This is a genomic window from Pseudomonas taiwanensis DSM 21245 (genome assembly GCF_000425785.1).
Classification (GTDB): domain Bacteria; phylum Pseudomonadota; class Gammaproteobacteria; order Pseudomonadales; family Pseudomonadaceae; genus Aquipseudomonas; species Aquipseudomonas taiwanensis.
Genome location: NZ_AUEC01000038.1, coordinates 37,115 through 54,792, shown reverse-complemented (window position 1 = coordinate 54,792; position 17,678 = coordinate 37,115). Strand labels below are relative to the sequence as shown.

Annotated in this window: 15 protein-coding genes and 1 tRNA gene; 6 read left to right on the top strand and 10 right to left on the bottom strand. The window is 62.6% G+C overall.

Features of this window, described 5'->3' with window-relative positions; translation table 11 throughout:
* Nucleotides 1-390 (top strand): RHS repeat domain-containing protein (locus H620_RS0117010; RefSeq protein ID WP_027907735.1); only part of this gene is annotated, 390 nt, incomplete at its 5' end.
* 79 nt (nucleotides 391-469) lie between these two features.
* Nucleotides 470-1,618, top strand: coding sequence for a M14 family metallopeptidase (locus tag H620_RS0117005; protein WP_023379716.1), 1,149 nt, complete (start codon nucleotides 470-472; stop codon nucleotides 1,616-1,618).
* Between the two features lie 63 nt (nucleotides 1,619-1,681).
* Here H620_RS0117005 and H620_RS0117000 read toward each other — a convergent pair whose 3' ends face one another.
* The 7 genes from H620_RS0117000 to H620_RS0116970 all read right to left on the bottom strand — a co-directional run bounded on the left by H620_RS0117000 (nucleotide 1,682) and on the right by H620_RS0116970 (nucleotide 8,023).
* The gene (locus tag H620_RS0117000) at nucleotides 1,682-2,656 is read right to left on the bottom strand and encodes a Csu type fimbrial protein (protein ID WP_023379715.1); all 975 of its coding nucleotides are present in this window, start codon (nucleotides 2,654-2,656) and stop codon (nucleotides 1,682-1,684) included.
* Complete coding sequence (locus tag H620_RS0116995; RefSeq protein ID WP_425311462.1) at nucleotides 2,653-4,980, bottom strand: fimbria/pilus outer membrane usher protein; 2,328 nt, start codon at nucleotides 4,978-4,980, stop codon at nucleotides 2,653-2,655. Before H620_RS0116995 ends, H620_RS0117000 begins: the two co-directional genes overlap by 4 nt.
* 78 nt (nucleotides 4,981-5,058) lie before the next feature.
* Nucleotides 5,059-5,835 carry a fimbrial biogenesis chaperone gene (locus H620_RS0116990; protein ID WP_023379713.1) on the bottom strand — a complete coding sequence of 259 codons (777 nt, stop codon included), beginning with the start codon at nucleotides 5,833-5,835 and terminating at the stop codon, nucleotides 5,059-5,061.
* A gap of 39 nt (nucleotides 5,836-5,874) precedes the next feature.
* Nucleotides 5,875-6,378, bottom strand: coding sequence for a Csu type fimbrial protein (locus tag H620_RS0116985; protein ID WP_023379712.1), 504 nt, complete (start codon nucleotides 6,376-6,378; stop codon nucleotides 5,875-5,877).
* Between the two features lie 3 nt (nucleotides 6,379-6,381).
* Nucleotides 6,382-6,912, bottom strand: a complete 531-nt coding sequence (locus tag H620_RS0116980) for a Csu type fimbrial protein (protein ID WP_023379711.1) — start codon at nucleotides 6,910-6,912, stop codon at nucleotides 6,382-6,384.
* 18 nt (nucleotides 6,913-6,930) lie between these two features.
* On the bottom strand, nucleotides 6,931-7,467 hold the full coding sequence (locus H620_RS0116975; protein ID WP_023379710.1) for a Csu type fimbrial protein: 537 nt from the start codon (nucleotides 7,465-7,467) through the stop codon (nucleotides 6,931-6,933).
* Between the two features lie 28 nt (nucleotides 7,468-7,495).
* Nucleotides 7,496-8,023, bottom strand: a complete 528-nt coding sequence (locus H620_RS0116970; RefSeq protein WP_027907733.1) for a Csu type fimbrial protein — start codon at nucleotides 8,021-8,023, stop codon at nucleotides 7,496-7,498.
* 279 nt (nucleotides 8,024-8,302) lie between these two features.
* Here H620_RS0116970 and H620_RS0116965 point away from each other — a divergent pair, with 279 nt between their 5' ends.
* The 3 genes from H620_RS0116965 to H620_RS0116955 are packed head-to-tail and all read left to right on the top strand — an operon-like array spanning nucleotide 8,303 to nucleotide 13,425.
* Nucleotides 8,303-10,549 carry an ATP-binding protein gene (locus H620_RS0116965; RefSeq protein WP_027907732.1) on the top strand — a complete coding sequence of 749 codons (2,247 nt, stop codon included), beginning with the start codon at nucleotides 8,303-8,305 and terminating at the stop codon, nucleotides 10,547-10,549.
* 13 nt (nucleotides 10,550-10,562) lie between these two features.
* Nucleotides 10,563-11,024, top strand: coding sequence for a response regulator (locus H620_RS0116960; RefSeq protein WP_023379707.1), 462 nt, complete (start codon nucleotides 10,563-10,565; stop codon nucleotides 11,022-11,024).
* 13 nt (nucleotides 11,025-11,037) lie between these two features.
* On the top strand, nucleotides 11,038-13,425 hold the full coding sequence (locus H620_RS0116955; protein WP_023379706.1) for a hybrid sensor histidine kinase/response regulator: 2,388 nt from the start codon (nucleotides 11,038-11,040) through the stop codon (nucleotides 13,423-13,425).
* A 74-nt stretch (nucleotides 13,426-13,499) separates the two neighbouring features.
* Here the strand turns inward: H620_RS0116955 and H620_RS0116950 are convergent.
* Both H620_RS0116950 and H620_RS0116945 read right to left on the bottom strand, forming a co-directional pair.
* A tRNA-Gln gene (locus H620_RS0116950) sits at nucleotides 13,500-13,574 on the bottom strand.
* A 180-nt stretch (nucleotides 13,575-13,754) separates the two neighbouring features.
* Entirely contained in the window at nucleotides 13,755-14,180 is a 426-nt protein-coding gene (locus H620_RS0116945; RefSeq protein WP_023379705.1) for a DUF1810 domain-containing protein, read from the bottom strand.
* Between the two features lie 182 nt (nucleotides 14,181-14,362).
* On the opposite strand from H620_RS0116945, the gene zapE reads away from it, so the two are divergent.
* A complete protein-coding gene (gene zapE, locus H620_RS0116940) occupies nucleotides 14,363-15,442 on the top strand; it encodes a cell division protein ZapE (protein WP_023379704.1) in 1,080 nt (359 codons plus the stop codon).
* A 177-nt stretch (nucleotides 15,443-15,619) separates the two neighbouring features.
* Here the strand turns inward: zapE and H620_RS0116935 are convergent, their stop codons facing one another.
* Complete coding sequence (locus tag H620_RS0116935; protein WP_027907731.1) at nucleotides 15,620-17,509, bottom strand: propionyl-CoA synthetase; 1,890 nt, start codon at nucleotides 17,507-17,509, stop codon at nucleotides 15,620-15,622.
* Nucleotides 17,510-17,678: the final 169 nt, after the last annotated feature.

The following is a 17,678-nucleotide window of genomic DNA, read 5'->3' as shown; positions in this document are numbered from 1 at the left end:
GGCCATAAGGTCAGCACGCTCACCTACGGCAGCGGTCACGTGCTGGGCATGACCCTTGACCAGCATGAGCTGCTGGCCTACGAGCGCGATGCTCTGCACCGTGAGGTGGTCCGGCATCAGGGCAACCAGCTGATGCAGACCCAGGCGTGGGACTCGGCGGGTCGCCTGCAGGCGCAATGGCTGGGTAGCCACGACGGCAAGTCCACGTTGCTCAAGCGCCAGTATCAATACGATGCCGTCGGCCAGCTGACCGACATCCACGACACCCGCCGTGGTCACCTGGCCTATCAGTACGACCCGGTGGGCCGCCTGCTGCAAGCCACCAGTCGCCTGGGTGTCGAGACCTTCGCCTTCGACCCGGCCGGCAACCTGCTGGGCCAGAAGACCTAGGAACTCAACCTAAACGCTGGTGCACGCCGAGCCCCAAGGCGGTGTACAGTACCCCCACGAAAATCCCAGGAGCCTGACAATGACCGCAACGCTGTCCCCCCTGAAAATCGACTGCGATTTCGATTCCGGCAACATCCAGGTACTGGATGCCAGCAACCCGAGCCGGGTGCACCTGGCCATCCGCCCGGACACGCACAGCGGCCATTTCCAGTGGTTCCACTTCAAGGTCAGCGGTCTCACGCCCGGCCAGGTCCATCGCTTCAGCCTGGACAACGCTTCGCAGTCTTCCTACAAGAACGCCTGGAGTGGCTACAACGCGGTGGCGTCCTACGACCAGCAATCCTGGTTCCGGGTCCCCAGCCAGTTCGATGGCAAGGCCCTGTCATTCGAAGTGAAGGCCGAACAGGAGCAGATCTGGTTCGCTTATTTCGAGCCCTACCCCCGCGCCCGTCACAACCAGCTGATCGAACGCGCCCGGCAGATTCCGGGAGTCGAGCTGCTGGCTAGCGGCCGCAGCGTGCAGGGCCGCGATATTCCGTTGCTGCGCGCAGGCGATGGCGCTGCAAACAAACGCAAGTTGTGGCTGATCGCCCAGCAACATCCGGGCGAGCACATGGCCGAGTGGTTCATGGAGGGTGTGATCGACCGCCTGCAAGCCAACGACGCGGTGGTGCAGCAACTGCTGGCCAAGGCAGACCTGTACCTGATCCCGAACATGAACCCCGACGGCGCCGTCCTCGGCCACCTGCGTACCAACTTCAAGGGCAAGGACCTCAACCGGGCCTGGCAAGACGCCAGCGTCGAGCTCAGCCCAGAAGTGTTCTTCGCCCAGGCGCAGATGAAACAGTACGGCGTGGATGCGTTCATCGACGTGCATGGCGATGAGGAAATTCCGCATGTGTTCACCGCCGCCTGTGAAGGCAACCCAGGGTACACGCCGCGGCTGGCGAAGCTGGAGGCGCAGTTCCGCAGCACGCTGTGCAGGGTGACGCCAGACTTTCAGACCGAATATGGCTATACCCGTGACGAACCGGGGCAGGCCAATACGACCCTGGCGTGCAATGCGGTGGGCATGGCCCATGACTGCCTGTCGCTGACCCTGGAGATGCCGTTCAAGGATCATGACGATGCGCCCAACCCTGAGACCGGATGGTCGGGGGCGCGGTCGAAAGCGTTGGCCGGGGCAGTGTTGGAGACATTGTCGAAGATGGTCGATGATTTGCGTTGAGGTTGTCGGCGTCCTCGCCGGCCAGCCGGCTCCCACGAGGCTGTGGGGGCCGCAACAGCGGTGTCAGAACTGCACGTCCAGCACCACATTATCGATGTAAGTCGCCGCCGGCGGTGTGGCCTGGTCGGTGTATACCTTAGCGTTGTAGTTGAAGACCTGGCTCCCGGTACCAGTCCCATTGCCCGGGTTTATGTCGGCATCGCTGCTCGAACGCCGGGCGCTGCTCAACGCCCCCCAGCGCACCGCACCGGCACTTTTGAAGATGTCGTACGCCAGGTAATTGTTGGCGCTGGATTTCATCCGGCGCCGTCCGCCCGATACGTTCTGCCCGTCGTCCAACCCTACCGTGTAGCTGCTGCCCTTGGTACAGGACAAGCTCACGCTCTGGCTAACCGTGCCAAACCCACTCACCACCGGCGCGCTGGCGAAACTGATGTTGGGTGTGGTGATCTGGCAGTCGTTGCTCACGGTCAGGCTCACATTGAGCGACCTGCTGCCACTACCGGAATCTCGCCCCGCCAGGCACAGGCCGCCGACGGCGACCCCCACGCAATAATCCCAGTTCCAGGAAAGGGTCAGGGTTTCCTGGTACAAGCCTGCCGCCACATTGCTGCCGATCTGGGTCCTGAAGTACAGCGGCACGGTTTTGGGCGCAGTGCTGCCAAGCAGCCCGAGTGCTTCGAGGATGCCCTTGGGTGCGAAGTCGAACGCTGGTGTGCCGCGGCTGATGGGATAGGACGTAGTGTTATCGCCATAGATCGTATAGGGGATGACATCCCCCGTCGGCCCAACCAGACCGGTCGTCGACGATGTGATCGTGAGATAGAAATGGTCAGTGGTCGACAGCAGCGCCAACAAAGAGCCCGTGCATTGAAGCCCGGCATTGGTTGTGGAGGCACTCTGCACGACGGTGCGTACCAGGGTCGAGTTGACCGTGCCGAAAGCAGCGGGCGCGGTCGATACCAATGTGCATCCCGCCCAGGCAGGCCCGGTCGACACCAGTGCGCACGACAGCAAGCCGCCAAGTCTCACCTTCATCGGCACACCAGTGGGCCGATCAGTGGAATCGAGCCCTCCCCTTCAGGCAGATCGAATTCGACCTGACATTGCCCGCCCCCTTCCAGGTCGACGCGCAGGCGGTTGTGCGGCGACAGATTCTCCAGGTACACCAGGCCATCCCAGCCGACCACCGCCTGTCCACCGCTTTGCTGGTGGGTCACACGGCTGCCCAGCTTGAGTGCCTGCTGGCCAACATCGACCAGTTCGATGCTCGCCGCCATCACCCGCTTGAGCTGAAATTCCAGCAAATAGCCGCTGCCTCGCCGCACCGCTACTCGCTGCTCCACCTCTGCCGCCAGGATGTCCGGCGGCAGGTTCATGGGGTCGATCTCGTACTTGCCGCGGTAGTAGCCGCTGCCATAGGGCACCAGCAGGTGGCCGTTCCGGTCGGTACGGCCCACCTCCTGGTTTTCGTAGCGCACGGGGATATCGGCATAACCGCCGGTGCTGACCACTACGAAGGCATCGTCGATGCGGTTGGCGGCGAACAGGCCGGCGTCCATCCACACCAGGGAACCGGTGGCATCTGCCCAGCGGGTCATCGCGCCACTGCTGCCGTAGGCCCCGACCTGCAACTGCACCGACTGCAGGCGCCAGGTCACATCGGCTTGGCGGTAGGCGTCGCGGTCACCGCCCGTGGCGTACCCCAGGTTGTAGCCAACTCCACCGCCCAATGGCACGGCGCGGCTATAGTTCACGCGTTGCAGGTCTTCGCCCTGCTGACTGCGCTCGGTACTCAGGGCCAGGGTTCCGTGCAGGTCGAACGGGATCACCAGCTGGGCCTGCACTGCCCACTGGCTGTCGCCTATCTCGCGATTCGCCGACAGATACAGGCTGCTGTTGCCCCAAAGCGGCTTGCTCCAACTCAGGTTGAGCAGGCGGGTCCGTGTGCCATCGCCGGCGCGCACATCGAAATAGCCGGCACCGAGGCTACCGTACCGATTCAGGTTCAGACTCGCGGTGACCTGCTCGCTGCGCTGACTCAACTGCATGTCCGGGGTATCGACCCGTGACAGATCAGCATAGCCGCCGTGACGCTGCAAGCGCTGATAATTGAAGCCCAGCCGCTGGCTGTTGAATTGATAGCCGAACGCGACCTGATGGCCTTTTTCCCCCTCGAACTGGCTTTGGGCCAGGGCCGCATTGAGCACGCCGAAGTTACCCAGCCGCATGTTCCCGCCCAAGCCACCGAGCAACAGCGATTCGGCGGTCTCGACATGGCTTTCCAGGGTGAAGCTGTCGGAAACGCCATGGCGCAGGCTGGCTGAGGCGACGCCTGGGCCATAGCTGAAGTCGCGCACGCCATAGTCACGGCGCAAGCTGCCAGCCGCCACCGAAAAATCCGACAGGCCTTTCTGCAACAAGGTGCTGGTGACATAGAACGGCAAGGTGGTGGAAACCTGACGGCCGAGTGCGTCGGTGGTGACTACCACGGCCTCACCCGCACCGTTGATGAAAGGCACGTTAGTCAAGGTGTAGGGGCCCGGTTGCAGCTCGGTGGTGCTGCTCTTGTAGCCGTTGATGAAGAGGTCCAGCGACGTCGGCACTGCTGCTTCACCGGCAAATGCCGGCAGTGGGTAGGTGACCAGGTCCGGCCGGGCGCCGAAGTCGCGCGACACCTGCACACCGCCGACGCGCACCGATCCGGTCCAGGGCAAAGCACCGGTGACCAGGTCACCGGCATCGTAGGTCAGCAGGCGCTGTTCGTCGGTGTAGCGCCATAGGGTGTCATAGCGCAGGAAACCCTGACGGCTGTCATCGCCTGGCATGCGCTGGAACGACTGACGCCACTGGCCGGTGGTGGCAAACGAGCCCCAACTATCGAACAAGCGCAGTTCATTCCAGGCAGCGAGGTAGGTACCACCCTCATCGATATCATTAAGGTAGAGGTCGTAGTTGAACAATGCGCCGAAGCTGCTGCGGGCGTCGCTGGGTGGATACAGGTTGCGATCGCCGACCTGCTGGTCTGGCAGCCATGCGGGGGGCACTTGCAGCATAAGGCGCTGGTTCTGACTGTCGTAATCGACGTGAAGGCTCTGCACGGCATCCAGCTCCACTTCCCCTTGGGGGTTGCCCGGCAAGTCGATACCCGCACTGCGAAGCACGTCGCTTTCCAGATAGAGACGTCCGTTGCGCTGCTGGACCGGTACCAGTTCAACCCTGGGCACTTGGTTCACCCATACATCGAGGTACAACGTGGCGTCGGCGACGGCAGCCATCTCCGTGGGAGGCGGCGGCAGGTCGTCGGCCACGCCGAGGTTGGGGCTTAACACAGCAGCCCCCAGGCACCATGGACGCGCCATCAGTGACAGCCATTTCACGCACGGTTTCCAACCATTGCCGGGGCCCCCTTGGCCACTGCCTAGCAATCAGCTGAAGATTCATTGGCCCTGACGGATAGCCTCGGCCACTTCCTGGCCATTGATCCGCCCTTTGAGCACACTGCCAGCGTTCGGCGCCAGTGGTGCCGGCCAACGCATGCTGGCACCCGGCAACACATAGCCCAGCAAGCCTTCGGCCAGCGGCTTGGCCTGACTGCCCTGCTGTACCACCACATCCGTCAGGCGTGCGTGGACAGGGCCAGTGTTGCGCAACTCCACATAGGGCTTGCCCTGTATCGTGACCGCACGCCAACTCAGTTGCGGCTTGCCGACACTGTCGACGCTGCGCTTGCCCTCGGGATCTGGCTTGCCCCACAAACCCTCGCCGTAGACGAACAACGGCACCGAATAGCGCATCTGCAGGCGAATGGCCGCGGTGGTGCCTTGGCTGGCATTGTCGGTGGGCAGCGGCGAAGGGATTTCATCGATGATGATGCGGTATGCCTGCTCCTGGCCGGCAGGTGAACTGCCGGTGCGGGTCAGTCGTACGAGTTGCTTCTGCCCCGGCGCGATGGTGGCCACGGGCGGGCTGCCGATGATGTCGCGCTGGGCCTGGAACTGCTCCTGGTAATCGCCTTGGCGCCAGGCGAATACTCGAACCTGCAGGCTTGCCGGCGCCGTCCCGCGGTTTTCCAACCACAGCGCACCGGCTTTCTGGCCCGCTTCCAGCACCGGGTCGATCGGCCAGATCAGCACCGAGGTGGCCGCCCCAGCCGGCAAACAGACCAGCAGCAACCCCCCGATCAATCCTCGCGCACACTTCGCGCCTGACGCCATACTGCTCTCCTTGATTGCTTGTCATGGTTGCCGGCTGCATCACCAGGTCACCGTCACCTGCACCACGTCGGTGTAGATGCCGGCTGGCAAGGTGCCGCTCAACAGCGTCCGGCCATAGACCGGTAACTTGATCGCGGTGGGGTCGGCGTAGCTGACGTTTAGGCTCGCCCCAATCCCCAGCACCTGGCTGTAGGCGGCATCGCTGTAGAGTTGATACGCCAATAATTGGCTTCCACCGCTGCGCTTGAGGTTGCGTGTACCACTGGCGGAGTTCTGGCCGCCGTCCAGGCTCATGCTCAGGGTCACCCCCGGGGTGCACTGGAACGTCACCGTGGTGCCGCCCAGGGACGTGTTCAGGGTGCTGGTCGACAACGCCGACTGGGTACCGAAATCCAGCAGGCCATAGTTGGTCGCGCCGCCGATCACCAGGCAGCCAGCAACGATTTGTGCGGAAACCTGGAATGTGCTGCTGGTCGCCGCATCCAAAGGCGCGGCCAGCAGCGCCCCCGCCCCCGCGAGGCAGATGTTCGTCCATGGACGCATGACTCAGAACGACAGCTCGACCGCCACGGTGTCGGTATATACCCCCGCCGGCAGGCCAGCCTTGCCCCGTGCCTGACCGTACAGGTTGACGGACTGGGCCACGCCTGTGCTGGTCGGTAAGGTTATGGTGCCGTCGATGGGCAGCAGCGTGGTGCGCCCGGCATCGGTATAGAAGTCGTAAGGCACGAAATTGCCATTGCCATCGGACAAGGCTCGCGTCCCACCACTGGACTGGCCATCATGAGTGCCCGTGCGCACCTTGATCACCGGCACGGTGCCTGCCGAACAGAGGATGCTCATCGCGGAGGCGCCACCGAGCACCTGCGCGTTGGCGCTGGTGAACAGGGCTTCCTGGCTGCCGAAGTTGAGGGAGCCGAAGTTCAACCCCGAGTCGCCTGAAGTGCCGTTGACCTGGCACGCGGCAGTCAGCGTGAGCGTCGCACTGATGGTGCCAGTCACCGTGGCGGCCTGAGCCTGGTACGCCAGCGCCAATCCGAGGCCGGCGAGGATACAACGGGTGATTGTCGTGCGCATCGGAGTCTCCTTGCGTGATTACCAGTCCAGAGTCACTCTCAGGGTGTCGCGATACAGCCCGGCCGGCAGCGCGCGCGATTGCGCTACCACCACGCCGTAGATGGGAATCGGGATCTGCTGGGCGCTGCTGATGGTGAACGCGCGTGCCTGGCCAATGCCGTAGTGGCTATTGCCACCCGGGTCCAAGGCCAGTTGGTAAGGGATGGTTTCGCGGCCGTTGCTGAGCCGACGCACACCATCGCTACCGTTGAGGCCACCATTGATTCGCACGTTGAATGCCCTGACTTCAGGCGTGCAGCTGATCCTCAGGCTGCCCTCACCGCCCACTTCGTCCACCCGCCCGCGTAACGGCTGGTCCCAGCTCGGCCCGCGCGCGCCGAAATCCATCACCCCCGGATTGGCCAGGGTAGCGGGCTGATCGGTACCGTTGCTGATCTGACAGGCCGTGCTGATGACCAGGCGCGCCTGGATGAACCCGGTGGTGGTGCCATGGGCTATGCCACTGGGCAACAGCAGTGGACCAAGGCTAAGCAACAAGATCGAGGTTCGGTTCATGGCGTCGCGTCCCTGGTCATGGGGCTTCCTACCAAGTCACTGTGACTTTGAGCATGTCAGCGTAAAGCCCCGCTCGCGGGACCCAGGCCAGGCTGTCGATACGGGCGTAGAGCGGAAGCGCCACCGAGCCGCTGTCAGGCACCCGTGCCGAGTGCGGCACACCCGCCGCTACCGGCTCGCGCCAAGCGGCATCCCGGTATAGACGATAAGGAATCGGACGGGACTTGCCGTCGTTGCTCGCCAGGTAGCGTAGCTCGCCGACTCCGCCATGCTGGCCACCATCGACCCGCACCTGATACGGCGTATCAGGATTGCATTCCAGGCGCGGGGGGCGCCGGCTGATCAGCACGCCGCTCAACGGTGTGCCTGGGCCGTCCAGGCGTGCGGCGGCCCCCAGATCGATTCGTCCCAAGGCCTGCGCGCCGGCGTCGCGTTGCTGGTTGACCAGCATGCAACCGCGCTCTACCTGAACCCGCACTTCCACAAGGAAGTCAGTCGCCACGGCATTGCCGCTCAACAGCAGGCCCAACAGCGCGGCCAGAAGGCGTTCCGTCACTCTTTTATCCTTGTATTTATGTGCTGGATTTCAGCGTAGCAGCGGAATGCAGTTCCCGTGATGGCCTGGAGCCACTCTTTTGTATTAACTCTGACGCGCGACGTGGTGCCAAATGAGTAAGAAAATTTACCCATACACCGAACCCGCGACGCTTCCCATGCCTCAAATAGCTATTGGGCCGGTAAAGCGGCCTACATTCTGTTACGTTAACCACCATTCAACAGCCTGTATCAGACGCATGCACGATGCATGGGCGCAGAAGGACAGGAGTTTTCATCGATGACTTTAGACAAAGCGCTTGCCGAAGCCCTCGAGCGGTGCGCCCAGGAGCCGATCCAGGTCCCAGGCAGCATTCAGCCCCATGGGTTTTTGCTGGTGCTGGACGAGCATGATCTGCGCGTCCTTCAGGCCAGCGACAATACCGAACGCTGGTTGGGCGTGCCGGCCAGGGAGCTGCTGGGCAGCCTGTTCGCCGACCTGATGAGCGGATCCTTCGACCTGCGCGGGCACCTTGCGCGGCTGCCTGCGCAGGAAGTGTTCCCGTTTCACATAGGCGATGTGCGCCTGCGCCCTGGTTCACCCTACGGCGACGTCCTGCGCTTGTTGGTCCATCGTCACGACCAGGTGCTGATTACCGAGTTCGAGCCTTTGCGCACGCCGCAGGGCCTCGAAGCCCATGGTGACTACTATCCGCTGGTTCGGGGTTTCGTGGGTAGCCTGCACAAAGCCGGCAGCCTCCAGGCATTGCTGCAACAGTCGGTGGAGCAGATCAAGCGCATCACCGGCTTCGGTCGGGTCAAGGCCTACCGCTTCGATGGCGAGGGTAATGGCGAGGTACTGGCCGAAGTGGCGGATGACGGTTATCCGAGTTACCTGGGCCTATGCTTCCCGGCCTCGGACATTCCGCGCCAGGCCCGCGAGTTGTACCGGGTCAACCGGATTCGGGTGATCGAGGACGCCCATTATCAGCCGGCAAACCTGGTTCCCGCCGCCAACCCGCGCACGGGCAAGGCGTTGGACATGAGTTTCGCCACCCTGCGTAGCGTTTCGCCGGTGCACCTGCAGTACATGCGCAACATGGGCACCCTGGCGTCGATGTCGCTGTCGATCGTGGTCGATGATCAGCTGTGGGGCCTGATTTCGTGCCACCATGCGCAGCCGCGTCCCGTGGATTTGCGCACCCGCACCGCCTGCGAACTGCTGGCCAGCGTGCTGTCGCTGCAGATCGAGTCACGCGAATCCCATGCCCGTACCCGCATGCTGCTCGACCTGCGCCAGCATATCGTGCAGATGATTTCGTCGATGGCCGACCATGACAGTGTCAGCGAGGGCCTGCACCAACTGCCGCAGGTACTGCTGGACTTTGCCGGTGCAACCGGGGCTGCGGTCATCTCCGCCGAACGCTGCGAGCTCATCGGCCAGACACCACCAGTCGCGCAGGTGACTGCACTGGTGCACTGGCTGTCCCGGGATGATGAAGTGGTATTCCATAGCGACAACGTGGGCCGCGACATCGACGAACTTCCCGAGCTCACCCGTCACGTCGCAGGTGTGCTGGCCGTGGCGATTTCGCAGATCCATTCGCATTACCTGCTGTGGTTCCGGACCGAGCAGGTTCGCACCGTGCAATGGGCCGGGCGCCCTGAAAAACATATCGGCCCGCAGGGCAATCTCGACCCGCGGCACAGCTTCGAACGCTGGCAGGAAGAGGTGCGTGGCTACAGCGAAACGTGGGACCCACTTCTCATCGAAGGCGTCGTCGAGCTGCGCACCGCGGTGCTGGGCATCGTCCTGCGCAAGGCTGAAGAGCTGGCACAACTGGCGAACGAACTGCGTCGCTCCAACAAGGAACTGGAGGCCTTTTCCTATAGTGTGTCCCACGATCTGAGGGCGCCGCTGCGCCACATTGCCGGGTACAGCGAACTGCTTGGGGAAATCGAAGGTGAAGTCCTCAGCCCACGTGGCAGGCGGTTCTTGCAGCACATCGGCGAGGCAGCGCAGTTCGCTGGCAGCCTGGTGGACAACTTGCTGAACTTCTCGCAGATGGGCCGCTCTGCCTTGCGCCTGTCGGACGTTGACCTCAACGCCCTGATCACCGCCATTCGTAGCGATCTCGCGCCGGACTACAAAGACCGGGAAATCGTCTGGGACATCGCCGATTTGCCAAAGGTGCACGCCGACCCCGCCTTCATCAACATGGCCTTGCAGAACCTGATCGCCAACGCCATCAAGTATACCCGCGGGCGAGCGCCGGCCCGAATCCAGATCAGTGCTGTGCAACACCCGACAGAAATCGAGATCTGCATTCGCGATAATGGCGTAGGATTCGATATGGCCTATGCCAACAAACTGTTCGGCGTGTTCCAGCGCCTGCACCGCATGGAAGACTTCGAAGGTACCGGCATCGGCCTGGCGAGTGTGCGACGCATCATCGAGCGCCACGATGGCCGGGTGTGGGCCGAAGGCCAGATCGACCACGGCGCTGCATTCCATTTCACCCTTCCACGTGACCCCTCGATTTATTGAGGCACCTGAAACCATGCTCAAGCCTATCCTGCTGGTCGAAGACAACCCCCGTGACCTGGAGCTGACACTTCTGGCCCTCGAGCGCAGCCAGTTGGCCAACGAAGTCATTGTCCTGCGCGATGGCGCCGATGCCCTTGACTACCTGCTGCGCCGTAATGCCTATGCCGGGCGCGACGATGGCAACCCGGCCGTCTTGTTGCTGGACCTGAAGCTGCCGAAGGTCGACGGCCTGGAAGTGCTCAAGGAAGTTCGCGCCACCGCGGAGCTGCGCAGCATTCCCACGGTGATGCTGACCTCCTCGCGGGAAGAGCCCGACCTGTTGCGTGCCTACGAACTCGGAGTCAACGCCTACGTGGTAAAACCGGTGGAGTTCAAGGAGTTCGTTGCCGCGATCTCCGACCTTGGCGTGTTCTGGGCCGTGCTCAACGAGCCACCTCCCGGATCACTGAGGCTGAACCGCCGTGGCAACAATTGAGGCGAGCGCAACCATGCTGCCGACTCCGCTGAAACTGCTGATGGTCGAAGACAGCTCGATGGATGCCGAGCTGACCTTGGTGCGCCTTGAACGCAGTGGACTACAGGTGCAATCGCAATTGGTCTTCAACCATACCGAGGCTGAACATGCCCTGCGCGAAAACGACTACGACCTGATTCTCTGCGATTGCGTGCTACCCGGCTCATCGGGCACCGAAGTGCTGGCCATCGCCCAGCGCCTGGCGCCGGATGTGCCGTTCATTTTCTTGTCTGGCATCTACGGTGAAGAGCATGCGGTGGAAATGATCCGCCTGGGTGCCACCGACTACGTGCTGAAGAAGAACCTGCCACTGCTGCCCAAGGCGGTTCGCCGGGCCCTGACCGAAGTGCAGGAGCGCCAGCGTCGGCGTCGCGCCGAAGAAGCGCTGGCCGATGTCGAGGCACGGGCCCGCATCGCCATCAACGCGGCAGGCATGGGCACTTGGGATTATCGACCCCAGGAAGACGTGCTGCTGTGGGATGACCGTTGCAAGACCCTGTTCGGTCTGCCCACCGACACCGAGATGAACCTTGAGGTGTTCTACGCCGGCATCTACCCCGACGACCTGCAAATGGTCCGGGACGCCGTCAACCAGGCCCTTTGCACGGACAGCGACGGGCATTACAGGGTCGAATTCCGAATCGCCCTGCGCAACGGCATGGAGCCCCGCTGGTTGCTTAGTAGCGGCCAGAGCCAATGGGTCGATGGCCGGTGTGTACGCTTTTCTGGTGTGCTGCAGGACATCCACACCCAGCGCATGGCCACCCAGGCGCTCAAGCAACTCAATGAGATGCTCGGCGAGCGGGTGGAACGCCGCACTCGCGAGCGCGACCGCGCCTGGGAGCTGTCCCAGGACCTGTTGGCAGTGCTCAACAAGGACCTCACCCCCGTCGCGCTGAACCCAGCATGGGAGGCCAGCCTGGGGTTTTCCCGCGAGCGTCTGAGCCAGGTTTCGCTGTTGCATCTGCTTCCCGAGGCCGACCAGGAAACCCTGCTCACCGAGCTGGCGGCCCTGGCCCATGGTCGCACCAGTGCCCGCTTCGTCAGCCGCATCCAGCATGCTGGCGGACAGCAGCGCTGGTTGTCCTGGGTGGTGGTGCCTGAAGACACCCTGCTGTATGTGGTAGCCCGTGACATCACCAGCGAACGTGAGTCCGCGCTGGGTCTGGCAGAAGCCAACACCCGCTTGCGCGAACAGATCACCGAGCGTGAGCGCATCGAGGCCGCACTGCAGCAGATGCAGCGGCTGGAGGCGGTCGGCCAGCTCACCGCCGGGGTCGCCCATGACTTCAACAACCTGCTGACGGTGATTCTCACCGGCGCCTCCTTCCTCGAGCGCGACCTGGCCAAGGCCGACATGGATAAAGCCCGCTCTCGCCTGACCCACATCCGTGAAGCCGGGGAGCGTGGCGCCAAGCTGACTTCGCAGTTGCTGGCATTTTCTCGCCGTCAACGTCTGGAACCTGTCCCATTGAACCTCAACCAGACACTGGCCGGGCTGGAGGAACTGCTGCGCCGCACCCTGGGCGGCAATGTCGCGGTGCGCCTGGACCTGGACACCAACCTCTGGCAGGCGCTGACCGACCCGACCCAGACCGAGATGATCATCCTCAACCTGGCGATCAATGCCCGCGATGCCATGACCGACGGCGGCCAGTTGACGCTCTCGACCCGCAACACCCGGATCAAGGCACGCCCCCAACGTCCGGAAGACCCAGAGCCTGGCGAATACGTGATGCTGAGTATCCGCGACACCGGTTGCGGCATGAGTGAAGAGGTGCTGGCCAAGGTCTTCGAACCCTTCTTCACCACCAAGGACATCGGCAAGGGTTCTGGTCTGGGTCTGGCTCAGGTGTTCGGTTTCGCCAAGCAATCCGGCGGTGGCGTGCGCATCGACACCGAGCCAGGACGCGGCACCCAGGTCGCGGTCTACCTGCCGGCGGTCAAGCAAGAAGTCGAGGCAAGGCCGATCGTGGCCAGCATCGCACCATCGGTCAGCGAGAGCGGCCGGGACCGAACCGTGCTGCTGGTGGATGATGACCATCTGGTACGCGACATGATCGGCGATGTGTTGCGCCAGTACGGCTATCAGGTGCGCCAAGCGCACAACGGCGAGCAGGCACTGGCACAACTGGACGAAGGCATCGACCTGCTGCTGACTGACTTCGCCATGCCTGAATTCAATGGTGCCCAGCTAGCCGTGGCCGTGCGTGAGCGCTTCCCGCGCCTGCCGGTGGTGTTCCTGACCGGCTATGCCGAACTGCAAGGCCTGGAGTTGCCGGGCAGCCTGGTGATCCAGAAACCGGTGCAGGCCGAGGAATTGGCGCGGATATTGAAGGAATTGCTCGGCATGCCAGGATAGGCATGATGCGCAGAAACGACTTTACCCAGCGCCGATCGACTCCGCACTGAGCTTTGAATGTTCTACGGGAAAAATGGCAGGGGCGGCTGGATTCGAACCAACGCATGGCAGGATCAAAACCTGCTGCCTTACCGCTTGGCGACGCCCCTGTATCGGAAGTAACGATCATTAACTTGATGTTACTTTGACAATTCCAAGTGAGTGACAACTGGGTTGTTGTCTTGGAATGCGCGGCACTTTAACAACATTATTCGTACCTGGGAAGCCCCTAGTGCAAAAAAAATTGCAGTAAAACAGCGAGTTAGTGTTTTTCGGTATTCGAACGCCAGCTACCGCACAAGCAAGTCGAGGGTAGCTGGATCGGCTTCCCCGGCATAAAACTGCAAAAGCGCCTGGTCGATCACGCTGTCATGCGGGTCGACCTGGGCGAACAGCGTGAGGCAGGAACGAAGCTTCAGATCGTCAGGCCGACCAAGGATCTGGCGAGCTGTCTTATCGGTGTGGGGCAGCAACGCATCGATGCATTGCAGCAAGCGGGCGCCCAGCAGCGGATGGTTCAGGTACGCCCGCGCTTCGGCCAAACCGGAAATCGCGTAGCGCTCGGCCATGGCGCTGTGCCCGAGGCCATCGAGCTGCGGAAAGATGAACCACATCCAGTGGCTGGTCTTGTGTCCAGCCACAAGTTCGCTCAGCACACGCGGGAACACCTGCTCCTGCGCGTCCACGAAGCGGGACAACTGAAAGTCATCGCTCATCTGGGCACCTCGCTTGCAATTGATGGGGGCTGCACCGCAACCCTGAGCGCTCAGCGATCCCCCTCAGCTCAATCCGATACATCGCCTGCAACGATGATTGCCTCCAAGTTTCTTTATTAGTCAAAATAGACGGCTTCCCGCAGACTGCACCCTGCCCTGCCATAGCCCAAGGAGGCTTCGTCTTGCCCGCCTGGATTCCGTCCCCTTTGCGTCAGCTCGGCCAGCGCCTGCGCGCCGGTATGTCCAATGACAGCGAGTTGCTTGCCTGGTTCGAAGACAAGGCCAGTGCCCGTGGCTACCAGCTCAGCGAGGGGCAACGCAGGGTCATCCAGTGCATGTCCGAGCAACTGGCCCGACTGGCGCAAGGCCAGCCTCGCAGCCTGTACCTGCATGGTTCGGTGGGCCGTGGCAAAAGCTGGCTGCTCGACGGTTTCTTCCAGGCCGTGCCGGTGCAGGCCAAGCGGCGCCTGCATTTCCACGATTTCTTCGCCCGCTTGCACCAAGGCATGCATCGCCACAGGGCCCTGGATGACGCCCTGGGCGCGACGCTGGACGAGCTCCTGGGCGATTGCCGGGTACTGTGCTTCGACGAGTTCCATGTGCACGACATCGGCGACGCCATGCTGCTCACCCGCTTGTTCAGCGCCTTGTTCGAGCGCGAAATTTTCCTGCTGGTAACCTCCAACTATGCGCCGGAGGGCCTGCTGCCCAACCCGCTGTACCATGAGCGTTTCCTGCCGGTGATCCGCCTGATCAACAGCCGAATGCAGGTGCTGGAAGTCAGTGGCGATACCGATTTTCGTAGCCTGCCGGCCAACCGCGAGCATCAGCGTTTCACCTACGGCAGTTTTGTATGGCCTGGCGATGCTGCACAACGTCGGTTGCTGAACGTGCCAGCGCTGCAACCGATCATGCTGGAGGTCAACAAACGCCCCCTGCGCGCGTTAGCCACAGCAGGCCGACAAGTGATGTTCGCGTTCGAGGACTTGTGCGAGCACGCCACAGCGGTCATCGACTACCTGGTGCTGACGCAACAGTACGATGAATGGATCATCGACCGGCTGGATGATTTGTCGGAGTGTTCATTGGCCGCGCAGCAACGCTTCGCCAACCTGGTGGATGTGCTGTATGACCAGGACAAGCAACTGACGGTCATCGGCCAGCGACCACTGGCCGACAGCCTCGGTGGCACGCTCGCCGACCTGATGCGCACGCGTAGCCGCCTGGGGCAGTTGCATCAAGTCGGACCGGATCGCGACTAGCTTCTTGTGTTGCGCTCGCTGACCCTACCGCGTGCAAGCCAGCTGCTGCTAGTGCACCGGTCACCCAAGGCCGACACGGCACCCGGTCCATGTGGACGCGGCCCCGCGTCGCGAAAGAGCTGCGCAGAGCCCCAGCCATCGTGACACCGAAGCCAGGGCTCTGCGGCACGATAGCATCTAACCAGCCCGTGGCAAGTCGGCCAGCACTGCTTCGATCTCCCCCAGCACCGCTGGGTCATCCAGGGTCGACGGCGGCACATAGTCCTGGCCATCGGCGATCTTGCGCAGCACCGCCCGCAGGATTTTCCCTGAACGCGTCTTGGGCAAGCGCTTGACCAGGCGTACCCGGTTGAAGCACGCCAGCGCGCCAATCTCTTCACGCACACTGCCGACCAGCTCGACCAGCAGCTGCGACTCGGCAATGCCCTCCCCGTCCTTGAGCACCACCAGCGCCAACGGCACCTGGCCCTTGATCTCGTCATGCACGCCGATCACCGCGCATTCGGCCACTGCGGGATGTCGTGCCACCAGGTCCTCCATCTCGCCAGTGGACAGGCGATGCCCGGAGACATTGATCACATCATCGGTGCGCCCCATGATGTAGACGAAGCCGTCATCGTCCAGATAGCCGCCATCACCGGTGTGGTAATACCCCGGATAAGTCCGTAGGTAAGCCTGCAGGTAACGTTCGTGATCACCCCATAGCGTCTGGCTGCAACCCGGCGGCAGCGGCAATGCGATGACGATCGAGCCCTGATGATTCGGCCCAAGCAGGCGCCCTTCGTCATCCAGCACGCGGACGTTGTAGCCGGGTACCGCTCGGTTGCTGGATCCAGGCCGCGCCGCGCTGCCTTCCAGGCCCACGCAGGGGGCGGTCACCGGCCAGCCGGTTTCGGTCTGCCACCAGTGATCGTGCACTGGTTTTCCGCTGACCCGTTCCAGCCACTCGTGGGTACTGGAGTCGAGCTTCTCACCCGCCAGGAACAGGTGGCGCAGCGAACTCAGGTCATGACGACGGATCAGTTCTCCGTCCGGGTCCTCCTTGCGGATCGCACGCATCGCCGTCGGCGCACAGAACAAGGCGTTGACCTTGTACGCCTCGACCACGCGCCAGTAGGCCGAAGCATCCGGCGTGCGAATCGGCTTGCCTTCATAGAACACCGTGGTGCAGCCATTCATCAGCGGGCCGTAGACGATCAGCGAATGGCCCACCACCCAACCCACGTCGGAGATGCCCCACCACACATCGCCAGCCTGCATGCCATAGATATGGCGCATGGCGTAGCACAAGGCGACCGCATTGCCACCGTTCTCGCGCACGATGCCCTTGGGTTTTCCAGTGGTTCCGGAGGTGTACATGATGTAAAGCGGGTCGCCGGCTTCCAGCTCCACCGGGGGCACCGGCTTGGCGTCGACAAGGGCCTGGTTCCAGTCAAGATCGCGCCCTGCCTGAAGCTCGGCACGCGCTTGCGGACGTTGCAGCACCAACACCTGCCTGGGCTGGTGCCTGGCCAGTTGCAAGGCACGATCGACCAGCGGCTTGTACTCGATCACCCGATCGAACTCCAATCCGCACGAGGCCGTGAGCAGTAACGTTGGCCGGGCATCGTCGATACGCAAGGCCAGTTCATTGGCGGCAAAGCCACCGAACACCACCGAGTGCACCGCGCCGATACGCGCACAGGCGAGCATGGCCATGGCCGCCTGCGGCACCATGGGCATGTAGATGATCACGCCGTCACCCTTGCCCACGCCCAGCTCACGCAGCAGTCCGGCCAGGCGTGCCACCTCATCGCGCAACTGGTTGTAGGTGAAGCTTTGCTTCACGCCGGTGACCGGCGAATTGTATATCAGCGCCAGTTGCTCGCCCCGGCCCTGCTCGATCTGATGGTCCAGGGCCAGGTAGCAACTGTTCAGGCGACCGTCGGCGAACCAGCGGTGGGTGCCATCAGGGTTCTGTTGCAGGGTTAGGGAAGGCTTGCGGTGCCAGGCCAGCCGTTCGGCCTGTTCGGACCAAAAAGCAGCAGGGTCGGAAATGGAATGGGTGTAGCTGTGCTGGTAAGTCATGGCGAAGGAAACCCGGTACTTGTTGTTATTGAAGGGCGGATATTGAGTATGGACCCGCACGCCGGGGCCGCCATGGGACTAAAGTCACAACCGACCTGCAAATTTGCAGACAACGCAATTGCGCCCCATAACAGTGCAAAGCCTCTAGAATAGGCCGCCCCTTCAGTCA

Bases quoted from the DNA above. Each gene is read 5' to 3' on its own strand.
- H620_RS0117005 (WP_023379716.1), top strand. From the start codon at position 470: ATGACCGCAACGCTGTCCCCCCTGAAAATCGACTGCGATTTCGATTCC.
- H620_RS0117000 (WP_023379715.1), bottom strand. From the start codon at position 2,656: ATGAAGGTGAGACTTGGCGGCTTGCTGTCGTGCGCACTGGTGTCGACC.
- H620_RS0116995 (WP_425311462.1), bottom strand. From the start codon at position 4,980: ATGGCGCGTCCATGGTGCCTGGGGGCTGCTGTGTTAAGCCCCAACCTC.
- H620_RS0116990 (WP_023379713.1), bottom strand. From the start codon at position 5,835: ATGGCGTCAGGCGCGAAGTGTGCGCGAGGATTGATCGGGGGGTTGCTG.
- H620_RS0116985 (WP_023379712.1), bottom strand. From the start codon at position 6,378: ATGCGTCCATGGACGAACATCTGCCTCGCGGGGGCGGGGGCGCTGCTG.
- H620_RS0116980 (WP_023379711.1), bottom strand. From the start codon at position 6,912: ATGCGCACGACAATCACCCGTTGTATCCTCGCCGGCCTCGGATTGGCG.
- H620_RS0116975 (WP_023379710.1), bottom strand. From the start codon at position 7,467: ATGAACCGAACCTCGATCTTGTTGCTTAGCCTTGGTCCACTGCTGTTG.
- H620_RS0116965 (WP_027907732.1), top strand. From the start codon at position 8,303: ATGACTTTAGACAAAGCGCTTGCCGAAGCCCTCGAGCGGTGCGCCCAG.
- H620_RS0116960 (WP_023379707.1), top strand. From the start codon at position 10,563: ATGCTCAAGCCTATCCTGCTGGTCGAAGACAACCCCCGTGACCTGGAG.
- H620_RS0116955 (WP_023379706.1), top strand. From the start codon at position 11,038: ATGCTGCCGACTCCGCTGAAACTGCTGATGGTCGAAGACAGCTCGATG.
- H620_RS0116945 (WP_023379705.1), bottom strand. From the start codon at position 14,180: ATGAGCGATGACTTTCAGTTGTCCCGCTTCGTGGACGCGCAGGAGCAG.
- H620_RS0116935 (WP_027907731.1), bottom strand. From the start codon at position 17,509: ATGACTTACCAGCACAGCTACACCCATTCCATTTCCGACCCTGCTGCT.